Raw genomic sequence first — 13933 nt, 5'->3', positions numbered from 1 at the left:
GACGTCGGATTACGCGCAAGCGCTAATCCGACCTACGGCCATGGTGCAGGGGTGACGTCCACATACTGCGCCCCGCCCTGCTCCGGCTCAACTTCATCCTTTTGCGACGGCTGGTTCAACGACCCCACCGGCGAACGCAAGCCCAGTATCTCCTTGCGCGCCTCGACGAAGTCTGCGGAACTGAGGGGGTGCTGCTGGTCGGGCCAGTGGCTGACGGCCCATTCCTGCAAGGCTTCGTAGCGCCGCCACAGTTCAGCGATGAATTCGCGGCGCGCTTCTTCGTGCTGCTCCGGCGTCTTGTCGGCGCCTTCCCCGATAGGTATTTGCATGGCTGCTCCCTGGCTGATCAATCATCCGTTCAGCCTACGCAGGGGGCAGCCAGCCGTCTGTTCGCGAACGAACACAGGATTTATTCAGGCATCTTGCGAAAGCCCACGGCCAGGCGGTTCCAGGTATTGATGGAGCCGATGGCCAGGGTCACGTTGACCATTTCCGCCGGCGTCAATTGTTCCGCCAGCGCCGCGTAGTCTGCGTCGGACGCATGGTTCTGCGGCAGCAGGGTCAGCGCTTCCGTCCAGGCCAGCACGGCCCGCTCGCGCGGCGTGAAGAACGGGGTTTCGCGCCAGACGGACACGGCATACAGGCGGCGTTCCGTTTCACCCGCCTTGCGCGCGTCGCTCGTGTGCATGTCCACGCAAAAGGCGCAGCCATTGATTTGCGAGGCGCGCAGGCGGATCAGCTCGAGCAGCGAGTGTTCCACGCCCAGCTTGGCGATCGCCGCTTCCAGCGCATACATGGCCTTGATGGCATCGGGCGAAGCTTGCACAAAGTCGAGTCGTTGCTGTGTCATGATGGCATTCCTTGATAAAGTAGAGATACATCATTGTAGAAGCGCAAGAAGAGCGTGCGGCAGGCCAATCTCCCCGAAAAACAGCAGACCACCAGCAGACACACCATGGAATTACATATCCTGATCGACGGCACGCGCGACCTGGGCGGCCAGCTGTACCGCCAGCTCAGCGAAGCCATCCGCTCGGGCCGGCTGACGGACGGCCAGCAATTGCCGCCCTCGCGCCTGCTGGCCAGCCAGCTGGGCCTGTCGCGCAAGACGGTGTCCGACGTGTATGACAAGCTCGGTTATGAAAAGCTGCTGGTCGGCAAAGTGGGCGTGGGCAGCTTCGTGCAAACGCCGCACGCCTCGCCGCAGCGGCGCCACGCCAGCACGCCGCTGGCCAGCGCGCAGCGCATCGCCCGCTGGGAAGCGACGCCCACGCCTTTGCGCCGCGCCAGCCAGGAAACGCCGGCACGCTACGCCTTCATCGGCGGACGCGCCACGCCCGCGCACTTCCCGCAGGATGAATGGCGCGCCTGCATGCTGCACGCCCTGCGCCAGGGCGGACAGGCGCGCGGCCGTTATGGCCCCGTGGAAGGCTTGCCCGCCTTGCGCGCGGCGATTGCCGGCCATGCCGCCTTCAGCCGCGGCATCCATTGCACCGAGGAACAGGTGCTCGTCACCAGCGGCGCGCAGCAAGCCTTGCACCTGCTGGCGCAAACCCTACTGGAACCGGGCGACACAGTTGCCGTGGAAGAACCCGGCTACCCGGTGGCGCGCGCCGTGTTCGCCAGCCAGGGCGCGCGCGTGGTGGGCATCGAAGTGGACGAGGATGGCCTGATCGTCGGGCAAATCCCGGACGGCACGCGGCTGATCTATGTCACGCCCGCGCATCAATTCCCGCTCGGTATGCCGATGAGCATGGCGCGCCGTCACGCCTTGCTGGAGCGGGCGCAACAGCTGGGCGCCATCATCATCGAAGACGATTACGACAGCGCGTTCCGCTACGAGGGCCGGCCCGAGGATGCGCTACAAAGCATGGACCGCTACGGCATCGTCGCGCACGTGGGCAGCTTTTCCAAGATCATGTTGCCGGAACTGCGGCTCGGCTATGTGGTGCTGCCGCAAGCCATCGTGGCCGCCATGCAGACGGTGAAATACCTGAGCGATTGCCATACGGCCAGCCTGGGCCAGCATGCGCTGGCCAAGTTCATCGGCGACGGCCATTTGCTGCGCCACATCCGCCGCTGCCACGATATCTATGCGGGGCGGCGCGAGCGGCTGCTGCACTGGTTCAACGGCCCGCTGGCGCCATGGTTCCGCCTGGTGCCGGCCAGCGCCGGCTTCCACGTGGCGGCACTGGCCCAGGCGCCGCTCGATATCGCCGAATTGCAGCGCCGCGCGCGCCTGGCCGACATCAGTCTGTATGCGCTGGCCAGCTTTTACCACGGCCCCGCCCGCCATGAAGGCCTGTTCCTCGGCTATGGCGCCATCGACAAGCTCGATATCGACACGGCGCTGGCCAAAGTGCTGGCGATCCTGCAGGAAATAGCGCCCGTATCCGTCAGCGCGGCTGCCAGCGATAGTGTCCCGTAATCGGATAGCTGAACAGAATATTTTCCTCGCGCGCGCCCTCGCCGATGTTGTGGATGATGAGCGGCGTGCCGCTCCACGACTGCTTGTCGCTGACGATGCCGATGTGCGTGAGGTTGCCCGGCAGTCGCCACGTCACGATGTCGCCCGCGCGGTAAGCGTTCGCCTCCTTGCTTGGCGGCAGGCTGGTGCCGTGGCGGGTAAAGTAGGTGCCCAGGTTCGGCACGCGACGGTGGTCGATATTGCGGTCCGGCCCCTTCATCTGCCAGCGTCCCTGCTGCTGGTACACCTGCCACGCCTTGCGCATGTCTTCGTGCACGAGCACCTGCAAATCCTGCCCCAGCTGGCGGTAAGCGCGCACGACCACGTCCGTGCACACGCCCCGCTCAATCGGTACGTCGCCGCCCGGATAGGCGAGCCGCTCATAGCGCGGATCGTACTGCACGGTCACGCCCACCTGCTTGCGGGCGGCGACGACGAGGGCTTGCGGGGTGGCGGGAACTGCCGAGGCCAGCATGGGCGCCAGGGCAAGCAACAGGGTGGAGAGCAGTTTGGTTGGCATCAACATCGGTGATCGGGTGGAAATGCCAACTTTACCGCAGCGGCAAGGAAAACGCCGTACGCTTAAACTGCGGCCAGCTGCGCCAGGTGGCCAGGAAAATCCACGGCCGTGCCAGCCGCATTGACGGTGTCGAAATAATCATGCCAGCCCGTGGCGGCGATGCCGGCCAGCAAGGCGTCCAATGCCGCCTCGTCCGGGAAGCGCCAGACGGCATAGAATTGCTGGGCAGCCGCGTGCAGCTTGCCGCCATCGATGGCGCCCATGGCCAGCGCTTCGGCGCCCATGCCGGACAAGGCCGCCATGCCGGCGCCCACCCCGTCGAAATACGCCTGGCGCGCGGCGCCGTCGAGGGCCAGCCAGGCCGGTTTCGGGCTATACAGTTCCAACAGATAATGCATGTTTGTCCTTCAAAAAATCAAGAAATCGAACGCTGGGCGCGCTTGCAGATGCGCTGCGTCGCGGCAGCAGGGGTTTCCTGCAGCCATTGCGCACACAGGCTGCGCACCCAGTCCGGCTCGCTCTTGGCCGCATCGTTAAGCCAGTTGGCGACGGAATCCTGCACGTAGACGGCCGGGTCGGCGCGCAAGGGCTGCAGCACGGGCAAGGCCAGCTGCGGCTGTTCTTTTAAGCGGGCAATATGCGCGCACCACACGCCGCGCGGGCGCAGCGCTTCGCAGGCAAAGCGGCGCACTCGCTCCGACGGGTCCGCCGTCCACGGCGACAGCAAGCTGATGGCCTCTTCAAGATTCGCCGCCAGATGGGGACGCAGCGCCAGCCAAGCCCATTCGCGCACGCCAAAGTGCTTATCGTCGGCCAGCGGCCGCATGGTGGCCAGCTGTTGCGGCAAGCTCAAGCCAGCCTGGGCGGCGATGGCAAAGCAGACCCAGCCGCGTACCGTATCGGATGGGTGGGCTTGCAGCAAAGCCAGGTCGGCGTTGGCGTCCAGCAACAATTGCGCCGCCAGTGCCATGCGCTTGGTGATGCCGTCTGCCGCCTGCGCGCGCATCCACTCCAGCCCGGACGTAGCAATACCAGGCACGGCCGCGGCCAGCAGCTGGGCGAAATCGATGGCCAGCCCTTCCGTCAGGGTGGCGCTGGGCACATTGCCCCCGTTCAGCAGGGCCAGGCGCGCGGGCGCGATGTCGGCGATACCGCGGCTCATGCGGCACCCCGGTCCGTCTTGCGCCAGGCTTTTTCCAGCAGCGCGCTCAACAACTGCATTTCTGCCGGCGTGAAATCGGCAAACAGGCTGGCGATCCATTGCGCGTGCTCGTCGACCAGGGTCGCGGCGGCCATTTCTCCCTTGGGACTCAGGCGCACCAGCAGCTTGCGCCTATCAAACTGGTCAGGATGGCGCGCGAGGAAACCGTCGCGTTCCATGCCGTCGAGCAAGCCCGTGATGGTGCCGCGCGTTACGCCTGCCCGCTCGGCCAGTGCGTGCGGAGAAAGTCCGTCTTGCACATCGCGCAACAGGGACAGCAAGACAAACTTGCCTTCCGACAAGCCATGCCGGCCCAGGCGCGCGGCACAATCGCCATCGATGGCGGACGCCAGACCCAGCACTTCAAAACACAGGTGCAAGCGCGCCAAGGACTGCATCATGTCGAGACCGCTGGCGCGGCGCTGCACGTCACCGAGCAATGCCGTGTATTTCTGTTCGAGTTTTATCATATGGCGCAATATAATATGGCACCATATTAAATGTCAAATGGAAAACCGCGAAGGCTTTCCTTGCTGCTCAAAGACGGGCTTTATCCCTCGCCCACGCGACGATGGCATTCGCATCGATGGCGCCCGGCTGGCGCGCCACTTCCACGCCCCTGCGAAACAGGGCCAGAGTGGGAATGCTGCGGATATTGAAACGGCTGCCCAGGTCTGGCGACGCTTCCGTATTCACCTTGACGACGCGGAACGCCGGCTCCAGGGTCCTGGTAGCCTGGACATAGAATGGCGCCATGCTGCGGCACGGGCCGCACCACGGCGCCCAGAAATCGACCAGCACGGGAATGTCGCTGCGTTCGATATGCTTGAGGAAACGGGCGCTGGCCAGGTCCACGGGCTGGCCCGTGAATAAATCCTTCTGGCACTTGCCGCACGTAGGCTGTTCTGCGAGCCGCGCAGCCGGCAAGCGGTTGACGGCGTCGCAATGGGGGCACACGATGTGCAGGGAGTCTGGCGTGGTGGTCATGGCATTCCTGAAAGCATAGCGTCAAGTTGACGGCTATTCTACGGGGAATTGCCGCGCGCCGCAGGCAGGCTGCGGCGCTTCTTCCGCTTACAGGAACAGCGAGGCGGCGATGGCCCACATGACGAGGGCAATGATGCCGTCGAGCACGCGCCAGGCCATGGGCTTGGCAAACACGGGCGCCAGGTAGCGGGCGCCAAAGCCCAGCAGGAAGAACCACAGGGCTGATGCCATGATGGCGCCGCCGGCGAAGTAGAAGCGTCCCACGCCTTCATGCTGGCCGCCGATCGAGCCGAGCAGGATGACCGTGTCGAGGAAGGCGTGCGGGTTCAGCAGGCTGAACGCCAGCGCCGCGCCGATCACGGCCCAGTAGCCTTCGGGCGACTTGGCGGCCGACACCGTCAGGGCCGTTGGGCGCCAGGCGGACTTGGCCGCGCGCAAGCCGTAGGCGATCAGGAACGTGGCGCCGCCGGCCTTGGCCCACAGCAGGAAATTCGGGTTGTCGGCGATGAAGGTGCCCATGCCGGCCACGCCGGCCGTGATCAACATCGCGTCGCACACGAGGCAGACCAGGATACAGGTGAGCACGTAGTGGCGCTTCAAGCCCTGTTTGAGCAAGAAGGCGTTTTGCGTGCCGATGGCCACGATCAGGCTCGCGCCGAGCCCCATGCCTTTCAAGAAGATTGCGCTGTCCATATCGATTCCTTTATTGCTTTCCATCACGCGCACGGCCGCCCACGCTCTGCCGGCAAAGGCAAAGTCATCAGAGGTAGGTGGAGGGTGGTGCGGAACCAGGAGGACCGCGCGGCAGAGTGGAGTTGTTACCCTATTTCAACAGTGTAAAGAAAAAGTAAATATAAGTATAATGAATGATTCTAACCATATATAAGAGAAACTTATGCGTGTCGTCGATTACCGTGGATTGGCCGCCCTCGACGCCGTGATCGGACTGGGCAGCTTTGAAAAGGCCGCGCAGGCGCTGGCGATCAGCCAGCCGGCCGTGTCGCAGCGCATCCGCACCCTGGAAAATCTGGAAGGCACCCTGCTGATCATCCGCAGCCATCCGCCCCTGCCGACGGAAGCGGGCCAGCGCCTGATCGCCCATTACCGGCAAGTCAAGCTGCTCGAAGCGGCGCTCGACGCCCAGCCCGGCCCCACCACGCAATTGCCGGCGCTGGCCATCGCCGTCAACGCCGACAGCGCCGCCACCTGGATTCCGGAAGCGCTGGGGCCGCTGCTGTTGCCGCCGTCCTGCCTGCTTGATATCCGCCTCGACGACCAGGACCACACTCTGAGCCAGCTGCGCGAAGGGCGCGTGTTTGCCTGCGTCACCAGCGCCAACGACCTGGTGGCCGGTACCACGGCCACGCCGCTGGGCGGCATGCGCTACCTGTGCGTGGCCTCACCAGGGTTCGCGCAGCAGTGGTTTCCCCATGGCTTTACGGTGGAAGCCGTCAGCCAGGCGCCCGCCATCACGTTTGGCAGCAAGGATGCGCTGCACGAGCGCTACCTGCAGCACCGGCTCGGCTACACGGGCCGCTATCCGCACCATGTGCTCGGTTCTGCGCGCGACTTCGTACGCTTCATCGAAGCGGGCTATGCTTATGGCATGGTGCCTTTGCTGCAGGCGGAAACAGCGCTGGCCGCCGGCCGGCTCATCGACGTGGCGGCCGGGCAAGCGCTCGACGTGCCCCTGACCTGGCATGCCTGGGATATCCAGACGCCCCTCACGCGCACGCTGTCGGACGCCGTCATCGCCACGGCGCGCAAATGGCTGTTACAGGATTGATTGACGCATGCAACATTTATCTATGCTAGAGAGCAACTTTCCCGTGTGCGCCCTGCCCAGCCTGGCCTACACTGCAAGCATCATCCACCAACATCGGGAGCTTGCATGACGATCCTGCGCACCACCCTGCTCGGCGTGCTGGCGGCCATCCCGCTCGCTGCCGGCCTGGCAGCCTGCTCGCCCTTGACCGCCATCAATGCCTTGTCGTCCGGCAGCGCCTCGCAAGTGACGCGGGGCCTGGCCTACGGCCCCCTGCCACGGCAGAAACTCGATGTGTATGCCCCCAAGGCCCGCACGGGACCCGTGCCCGTCGTGGTGTTCTTTTATGGCGGCAACTGGACGACGGGCGAACGCGCCGACTATGCCTTCGTCGGCCACGCGCTCGCGGCGCGCGGCTACCTGGCCGTGATCGCCGATTACCGGTTGTATCCGGACGTGCACTACCCCGAGATCTTGCAGGATGCGGCTCGCGCCGTGGCCTGGGCCGCGATGGAATCGCGCCGCCATGGCGGCGACCCGACGCGCCTGTTCGTCATGGGCCATAGCGCCGGTGCCTACAACGCGGCCATGCTGGCGCTCGACGCCAGCCTGCTGGCGCGCCACGGCATGCGCCCGCACGACTTGCGGGGCTGGATAGGCCTGGCCGGCCCCTATGATTTCCTGCCCATCGAAAACACCACCACCCGGCCCGTCTTCTTTTACCCGGACACGCCCGCCGCTTCGCAGCCCATCCACCATGTGACGGCCGACGCCCCGCCCGCCCTGCTGATCGCCCCGCTGCCCGGCAAGGACAAGCTGGTCAATCCGCAACGCAACACGGGCGGCCTGGCCAGCGCCTTGCGGGCGCTGCACCGGCCCGTGACGGAAACCTATTTCGACCACGTGGGCCACGCCACCCTGGTCGCCACGCTGGCCGGCCCCTTGCGCAGGCTGGCGCCCACCCTGGATGCCGTCAGCGCCTTCATCGATGCGAACAGCGGGGCCGGGAGCGGTGACGCGGCCTCGTCCGCAGTCTTGTCCGCGGTCTTGTCAGATACAGCCTTGCCGGCAGGCATAGCCTTGCAGCCTCACGTACCTGGCGCGGCCATGCCGGCGCCTGAGCCGCACGCCTACGACAAAACGCCCGCCCCGTGAAGGGCGGGCGTTCTGCCTGAACCAATACGCACGATACCGCGTGCCGTCTGGCCGCATAGCAAGGCTCGGCCCTCGCGATGCGGCTCAGCTGCAAGCAGCCTCGTGCTTACTCTTTGCGGCTGGCGCCGCTCTTGCTTTGTGCAGAGCCCGCTTGCGAAGCGCTGCCGCTGGCCGAGCCTTCGCTGCCGGCCGACTGCTGGCTGCCCTGGTGGCTGGCACTTTGCAGGCTTTGACCGTCACGGCTTTGCGCGCCACGTTGCTGGTCGCGGTTGGCGCCGTTTTGCTGATAAGCCTGGAACGGTTCGGCCATGCGCTGCATCGCTTCCTGCTGCTTGCGCACGTTTTTCTCCGTTTCTTCCGAAGCGGTGCGGGCCACTTCTTCGGCCAGGGCCTTGGCGGTACGGCTCGTTTCATTCACATGACGCTCTGCCACATTGGCCAGTTCGACCTGCGTATCGGCTGCCAGGCGCGACACCTGTTGCTGGTACTTGCGCAATTGCTCGGCGGCTGGCTGGCCCGATGCGGCAGCCACCTGAAACGCATCTTCAGCGCGCTCGACCGTCAGCAGGTTCTGGCTGGTGACCGTGGTTTCTTCCAGCAAGCCTTGCGCCAGCTGCATGTTCAGGTCACTGAACTGCTGCATCGATTGAAACAGCGACTTCGACAGGCCATTGAAAAAAGCCAGTTGTGCTTCCAGGTGGTTTTTGGCGGCGGGGGTAACACTACGGGAATATGGATACATGGAGTTCCTCATTAAATAGCGGTTGGGTGGACATATGGCGGCACCACCGGCTGTCGAACGGATAGGCAGACGGCCGGGCTACGCCACGAAACGCGAAAAAACATATCCGGTTGGTGGGAAGATGCTTTGCAACGCGAGTCCCAAGGCTACGTGAGCACCGCAGGTGAGGGATGATCTGGATCAAAGGTGCGCCAGGCAGCGCAGAAAGTTTGTACTGGACAGCCTGCCCTTGGCAAACGTCAGTAACAGAGGGGGAAATTTGTGCCAGGCAGGCTCAGCCAACGGCGCCCGTGCCCGGCACAACGGGCTTGTAACCATGGCTGCGCAGCGAGGCTTCCAGCCAGCGGTTGCCATACCAGCCGCGCGCCAGCAGGTAACTGAGTTCCGCGCCGGCCATCAGCAGCATCATCGGGCCGATGCGCATTCCGGTGGCGAGATGACTGCCAAACCACAGGCAGGCATCCATCGCCAGCATGAGCAGCAACAACCACCAGCGGCGCTTGGCGACGGCCCAGAACGAGCCCAGGAACAGGGCCGGCCAGGAAAAACCCGCTTTGACGTAGGCATAGCGGCCGGCATCGTCGGCAAACAGGGTGGCGCTGTGCTTCATGCTGCTCTCTTCAGGTAATGCCCGGCGTCAAGACTCGGGACGGTGGCAGACGGCTTCGACATTGTGGCCATCGGGCCCCAGCACGAAAGCGCCATAATAATTCGGGTGATACAGGGCGCGGATGCCTGGCGCGCCGTTGTCCTTGCCACCCGCTTCCAGCGCGGCCTTGTAGAACGCGTCCACCTGGGCACGGTTGTCCGCCGCGAAGGCGAGATGCATGCCCGCATGCGGCTTGTCGCCCACGCCGAACCAGAAATCGGGCTTGCCATCCTTGCCCATGCCAACCCAGCCCTGCTCTTCCATCACCACCGATACGCCCAAGGGCGCCAGGGCAGCAGAAAAGAAGGCCTTGCTGGCCTGTGCATCGCTGACATTCAAACCGATGTGATCAAGAATCATGGTGGCGCTCCCTGGAGGTAGTGGAATAGAAAATACAGTATGCGCCAATATTGCCTTTTAGGCAATCACGACTGTATATCCGCCGCAGTTACTCCAGGAAGCGCCATGCGCCAGCCTAGCGCAGGTTGCCCGTATGACCGAGCGAATAGCGGCCCGGCTGCGGCCAGACGGTCAGGCCGTGCGGCTCCTGGCCCACTTTCACCTTGGCAACGTCGCCGCTGGCCGTGTCGATGCGGTAGACCACGTCGTCGAAGCGGCCGGACAGCCACAGGTACTTGCCATCGGCGCTCACATTGCCCATGTCGGGGCTGCCGCCGCCGGGAATCGGCCAGTTCGACACGACTTTTTCCGTGGCGAAATCGATAACGCTGACGCTGCCCTTGCCCTTCGGCTTGCCGTGGATGCGGTGCGTGCCGCGGTTGGCCACGTACAATTTTTTGCCGTCACGGCTAGGGTACAGGCCGTGCGCGCCCACGCCCGTCTGGATGAAGCCGATTTCCTTCAGGGTGACGCCATCGACGATGTGCACGCCGTCGGCGTCCATGTCGGCGATAAAGAATTTTTTGCCGTCCGGCGAGATGCGTATGTCTTGCGGCATGCCCTTCTTGACACTGCAGATTTCATTCGCCGGGCCGCCCACGGGGCCGGACTCGGCAAAGCGCTTGGCCGGCATCTGCAATTTCAGGTAGCCGTCGACCTTGCGGCCCACCAGGTCGATCTTGGCGATGGTGCCGTCGAATTCGCAGGTGAACATGGCGTAGCGGCCGTCGTTCGAGAAATCGGCATGGTTGATGCCGCCGCACTGGGGCGTGTCGATCGAATACTGCACGACCATGGTCTTGGGATCGCGGAAATCGAGGCGGTGACGCGCTTCGGCCACGACGATGGCCGACTTGCCGTCCGGCGTGTAATACATGTTATAGGGGTCATCGACGGGTACTTCCTTGCCCGGCTTGCCCGTCAACGGGTCGATCGGCGTCAAGCTGCCCTTGTCCGTGCGCTCGGCATTGTTCGCCACCCACAGGGTGCGCAAGTCCCACGACGGCACGACGTGCTGCGGGCCGCTGCCGACCTTGAACTTGTCGACCACTTTCAGGCTTTCCTGGTCGATCACGTACACATCGTTCGAACGCAGATTGGGCACGTAGACGCGGCGCAAGTGATCCTTGACGACGGGGCTCATATTGCTGTTGGCGATGCTGCCGTACACGTTTTTCGGGTCCACTAGCGGCGGCATGCCCGGCAGCGGAGAATAGGCGGTGGCCGGCGCTACGGCGGCCGGGGCCGGCGTGCTGGCGCCGATGACCTGGCTGGCCACGCCCAGACCTGCCAGTGCGGCAGCCAGGGCGGACAAGGTGACGATGGTGCGTCGTTGAGATTTTTTCATGTGATTTCGCGTCATTTCGTTGCAAAAGCCGGAAGTTCAGCACTTCCAGCGGAATTATTTGGTACGTTGCAGCAGCTGCTTGATGGCGGCCACCGACGTGTCCACCTGCAGCTTGATACCGATCTGGCCCAGCTCCGCCGTGGCGCGCGTCGCGTCGCCGCGCACGCCGTCCGCCACACCGGGCTTCGGCCCGTGGGCCATGGCCTCGCTGCGCACCAGCGACGGGTCCGTCGCCAGCATCAGCGCCGCGTCCGCCAAACCCGCGTGCAGCCCGATCTCGGCGCTGCTGTGGCCACGCTTTTGCAGTTCGGCAATATACGTCGTCTGCGTGATGTCATAGTAGTCGAGCAAGGCGTAAGCGCGCGCATCCTTGGCGGTGGCAGCCTTGCCCCAGGCGCGGTTCAGCTTGCTGGCAACGTTCTGCTCGTTCTTTTGATAGCCGCCATGGTCGCCAAGGAAGATGATGTCGCGAAAACCATGCTGACGCAGACTGGCGGCCGCCCCTTCCAGCACGGCTTCGAAGGCGGCGGGCGGTATCGAAATGGTGCCGGCAAAGCGCATGTGGCCGGCCGGCGGAGCAATCGCGCCTTCCGGCACATAGGAAACGACGGGTGCGACGATGGCATTGCCCAGCTTTTGCGCAATCTGCCGCGCCAGCAGCCCGGCGCGCACATTGTGCTTGCCCAGCGCGATATACGGCCCGCTCTGCTCGACGCCGCCTATCGGCACGAGCACGGTCGTGGCGCCGTGGTCGATACGGCTGCGCAACTCCGTGCTCGTCAGTTCTTCCAGCATGACGCTGCTGCTGGCGGGCGCAGCCGCCATGGCGGACGCCGCTGGAATCAGGCAGAACAGGGTCAGTGCAAACAGGGAACCGAGTGGCTGGGACCGACTGGATGGCGCGCAAGGCGCAAGAGGTACATTCGGCAGGGGGAACTGCAGAGTCATAAGCAAACATCTTTCCGAGGTCAAAGCGTGACGCCGTGCCCGGCATTGCCAGGCAAGCTGGCTGCCACGCAAGAATTGTATTCCATCATGAGGGGAACGGCACGTTAATTTGACGCGGCAGTTTGCAAGGAATTGACGAGGAGAAACTATCCATCAGGCTGTCGTCGCGTTAGCCCTGCCCGCCTCGCCATCATGGAGCGTTTCGTTGCGCTTCTCGGCATAGGCCTTGAGCGAGCGCATCGTCCTGGGAAGCCCGTCCCGGACTTGCCTGGCAACGCCTGGCCCGAACAAAAAGGCAAGCGCTCCAGTAAACCACACGCGGTGAACGACTTCCGATCCGCCATCTGCGGCAACGACCGTGTGCTCGAAATGGATGCGGAACAAAGGGATGTAGCCTTCGACGGTGAACGAGCGGCCCGCGGAGCGCTCCGTGACGAGCATCGGAATGCCCATCCCCTTGCTGGGAACTATCCTGCCCTGTGTTCCCACCGCAAATGGCCCATTGAGCCGGGCTTGCTTTGTGTCCGGATCCCACTGATGCCATCGGTCAACCTCGCTCCAAATTTGATCGACGACCGTGGGCGGGACGGCAATGTGGATGCTTTCTTCGATTTGCATCAGTGGGTTCTCCCAACTATTATCAATATAATTGCATTCCGGCTGTACTAGCCGGGCCATGAGGAGCGCCTTGTTTATAGCCAGGCTCAAGCGCTATGCCATTGAGCAGGCGCGCTTGACAAGGCAAGTGACCACACCTGAGCACGATGCTACCCTAGAAACGCTGCCCTGGGTACCTTGGATGTTGATAGATGATAAACGAAACACATTGGCGGGTTGAGGAGCTGAAACATCACTCGGCCGATATTGTCTGGCTTGATGCCGAGGATGCTCGCCGTGCCTATGATTTGGTGGGTCTTCATGACTCGAAGACGCATCTGGGCCTGAACGTTGACACCGTTGACTCAATCGAGCGGCTCGCCTTCGGAGACGACGTGGCCATCGCAAGCAGCTGGTTACGCGCCCGTGTACCGGGAATTCAGCAGGTCGTGGTTGTGTTTGGCGAAGACGCATGCTTCGTCTGCAGCAGCGTGTTCCTGATCGAGAACTGGTCGGATATTTTTGTGCCGTCACGTGACGACGCGATGATCTATTCGAAGGACACGCCGCTTATCCTGTTTTATTGCCATGAGAATCAATTCGAGCTGGGGCAGCGGATTGTCTTTGATTAAAGGCCGTGTTCGGCCAGAAGCCGTCATTGAAAGGAAAAAATGAAAAGCACTGATGGGAAGTTACGAGGTTCATGCCATTGTGGATCTGTACGATTTCAAGTTCGACTTAGCGACGGGCTCAAGACAGCACGGCGCTGCAACTGCTCCTATTGCCGCATGCGCGGTGCGATAGCGGTTTCTGCGGCGCTTCAGGATATAGAGATCACTTCTGGAGAGGAATTGCTCACCCTCTATCAGTTTCACACCATGCAAGCGAAGCACTATTTCTGCTCAAAATGCGGGATATACACACATCACCAACGCCGGTCAAAACCCGATCAATTCGGGATCAATGTGGCCTGCCTGGAAGGAATCAGTCCGTTTGACTTTGAAGAGGTAGCAGTCAACGAAGGCCGACTCCATCCAAAAGATAAAATTGCTGGAGGCGGACCTGACATCGCTGGATACCTACGCTTTTTTCCTAATACCGCCCATTAAATGAACCGGGGCGGTCAAAAGATTTAACCGCGAGCACTACGGCCCG

At 63.2% G+C, this 13933-nt stretch carries 19 protein-coding genes; 5 read left to right on the top strand and 14 right to left on the bottom strand.

From position 1 onward, the window contains the following. Nucleotides 1–32: 32 nt before the first annotated feature. A complete protein-coding gene (locus VM94_RS11735) occupies nt 33–329 on the bottom strand; it encodes a hypothetical protein (RefSeq protein ID WP_046683660.1) in 297 nt (98 codons plus the stop codon). An 80-nt stretch (nt 330–409) separates the two neighbouring features. Further along, nucleotides 410–850, bottom strand: a complete 441-nt coding sequence (locus VM94_RS11730) for a carboxymuconolactone decarboxylase family protein (protein WP_046683659.1) — start codon at nt 848–850, stop codon at nt 410–412. A 105-nt stretch (nt 851–955) separates the two neighbouring features. On the opposite strand from VM94_RS11730, the gene pdxR reads away from it, so the two are divergent. After that, the gene (pdxR, locus tag VM94_RS11725) at nt 956–2428 is read left to right on the top strand and encodes a MocR-like pyridoxine biosynthesis transcription factor PdxR (protein ID WP_046683658.1); all 1473 of its coding nucleotides are present in this window, start codon (nt 956–958) and stop codon (nt 2426–2428) included. Here pdxR and VM94_RS11720 read toward each other — a convergent pair. The 6 genes from VM94_RS11720 to VM94_RS11695 all read right to left on the bottom strand — a co-directional run bounded on the left by VM94_RS11720 (nt 2397) and on the right by VM94_RS11695 (nt 5868). Further along, nucleotides 2397–2987, bottom strand: coding sequence for a DUF1287 domain-containing protein (locus tag VM94_RS11720; RefSeq protein WP_200899216.1), 591 nt, complete (start codon nt 2985–2987; stop codon nt 2397–2399). The genes pdxR and VM94_RS11720 overlap by 32 nt on opposite strands. Nucleotides 2988–3049: 62 nt before the next feature. Then, nucleotides 3050–3385 carry a DUF6616 family protein gene (locus VM94_RS11715; protein WP_046683656.1) on the bottom strand — a complete coding sequence of 112 codons (336 nt, stop codon included), beginning with the start codon at nt 3383–3385 and terminating at the stop codon, nt 3050–3052. 17 nt (nt 3386–3402) lie between these two features. Next, nucleotides 3403–4149: a HEAT repeat domain-containing protein gene (locus VM94_RS11710; RefSeq protein WP_046683655.1), complete on the bottom strand. Its 747-nt coding sequence runs from the start codon at nt 4147–4149 to the stop codon at nt 3403–3405. Beyond that, complete coding sequence (locus tag VM94_RS11705) at nt 4146–4655, bottom strand: MarR family winged helix-turn-helix transcriptional regulator (protein ID WP_200899218.1); 510 nt, start codon at nt 4653–4655, stop codon at nt 4146–4148. Before VM94_RS11705 ends, VM94_RS11710 begins: the two co-directional genes overlap by 4 nt. Nucleotides 4656–4725: 70 nt before the next feature. Continuing rightward, nucleotides 4726–5175: a thioredoxin TrxC gene (gene trxC, locus VM94_RS11700; RefSeq protein WP_046683653.1), complete on the bottom strand. Its 450-nt coding sequence runs from the start codon at nt 5173–5175 to the stop codon at nt 4726–4728. Nucleotides 5176–5262: 87 nt separating this feature from the next. Beyond that, nucleotides 5263–5868, bottom strand: a complete 606-nt coding sequence (locus tag VM94_RS11695; RefSeq protein ID WP_034757131.1) for a LysE/ArgO family amino acid transporter — start codon at nt 5866–5868, stop codon at nt 5263–5265. A 202-nt stretch (nt 5869–6070) separates the two neighbouring features. Here VM94_RS11695 and VM94_RS11690 point away from each other — a divergent pair, with 202 nt between their 5' ends. Both VM94_RS11690 and VM94_RS11685 read left to right on the top strand, forming a co-directional pair. After that, nucleotides 6071–6961: a LysR family transcriptional regulator ArgP gene (locus tag VM94_RS11690; RefSeq protein WP_046683652.1), complete on the top strand. Its 891-nt coding sequence runs from the start codon at nt 6071–6073 to the stop codon at nt 6959–6961. Between the two features lie 105 nt (nt 6962–7066). Then, nucleotides 7067–8095 carry an alpha/beta hydrolase gene (locus VM94_RS11685; RefSeq protein WP_235432898.1) on the top strand — a complete coding sequence of 343 codons (1029 nt, stop codon included), beginning with the start codon at nt 7067–7069 and terminating at the stop codon, nt 8093–8095. Between the two features lie 106 nt (nt 8096–8201). On the opposite strand, the gene phaP is transcribed toward VM94_RS11685, so the two are convergent. From phaP to VM94_RS11655, 6 genes are all read right to left on the bottom strand, one after another. After that, nucleotides 8202–8837 carry a TIGR01841 family phasin gene (phaP, locus tag VM94_RS11680; protein WP_034757122.1) on the bottom strand — a complete coding sequence of 212 codons (636 nt, stop codon included), beginning with the start codon at nt 8835–8837 and terminating at the stop codon, nt 8202–8204. Nucleotides 8838–9111: 274 nt separating this feature from the next. Continuing rightward, nucleotides 9112–9447 (bottom strand): hypothetical protein, encoded by a 336-nt coding sequence (locus VM94_RS11675; protein ID WP_051991844.1) that lies wholly within the window; start codon nt 9445–9447, stop codon nt 9112–9114. A gap of 27 nt (nt 9448–9474) precedes the next feature. Next, nucleotides 9475–9846 (bottom strand): VOC family protein, encoded by a 372-nt coding sequence (locus VM94_RS11670; RefSeq protein WP_081368210.1) that lies wholly within the window; start codon nt 9844–9846, stop codon nt 9475–9477. A 115-nt stretch (nt 9847–9961) separates the two neighbouring features. Continuing rightward, nucleotides 9962–11233 carry a YVTN family beta-propeller repeat protein gene (locus VM94_RS11665; protein WP_046683651.1) on the bottom strand — a complete coding sequence of 424 codons (1272 nt, stop codon included), beginning with the start codon at nt 11231–11233 and terminating at the stop codon, nt 9962–9964. 54 nt (nt 11234–11287) lie between these two features. Then, nucleotides 11288–12058, bottom strand: a complete 771-nt coding sequence (locus VM94_RS11660) for a creatininase family protein (RefSeq protein WP_082127680.1) — start codon at nt 12056–12058, stop codon at nt 11288–11290. 276 nt (nt 12059–12334) lie between these two features. Next, the gene (locus VM94_RS11655; protein WP_046683777.1) at nt 12335–12799 is read right to left on the bottom strand and encodes an SRPBCC family protein; all 465 of its coding nucleotides are present in this window, start codon (nt 12797–12799) and stop codon (nt 12335–12337) included. Between the two features lie 191 nt (nt 12800–12990). On the opposite strand from VM94_RS11655, the gene VM94_RS11650 reads away from it, so the two are divergent. After that, nucleotides 12991–13410, top strand: a complete 420-nt coding sequence (locus VM94_RS11650) for a hypothetical protein (RefSeq protein ID WP_046683650.1) — start codon at nt 12991–12993, stop codon at nt 13408–13410. Nucleotides 13411–13449: 39 nt separating this feature from the next. Beyond that, nucleotides 13450–13887: a GFA family protein gene (locus tag VM94_RS27785; protein WP_082127679.1), complete on the top strand. Its 438-nt coding sequence runs from the start codon at nt 13450–13452 to the stop codon at nt 13885–13887. Nucleotides 13888–13933: the final 46 nt, after the last annotated feature.

This window comes from Janthinobacterium sp. KBS0711 (assembly GCF_000988085.1).
Classification (GTDB): Bacteria; Pseudomonadota; Gammaproteobacteria; order Burkholderiales; family Burkholderiaceae_D; genus Janthinobacterium; species Janthinobacterium lividum_E.
Note: the sequence above shows the minus strand (reverse complement) of the source record. Positions and strands in the feature narration are given on the sequence as shown.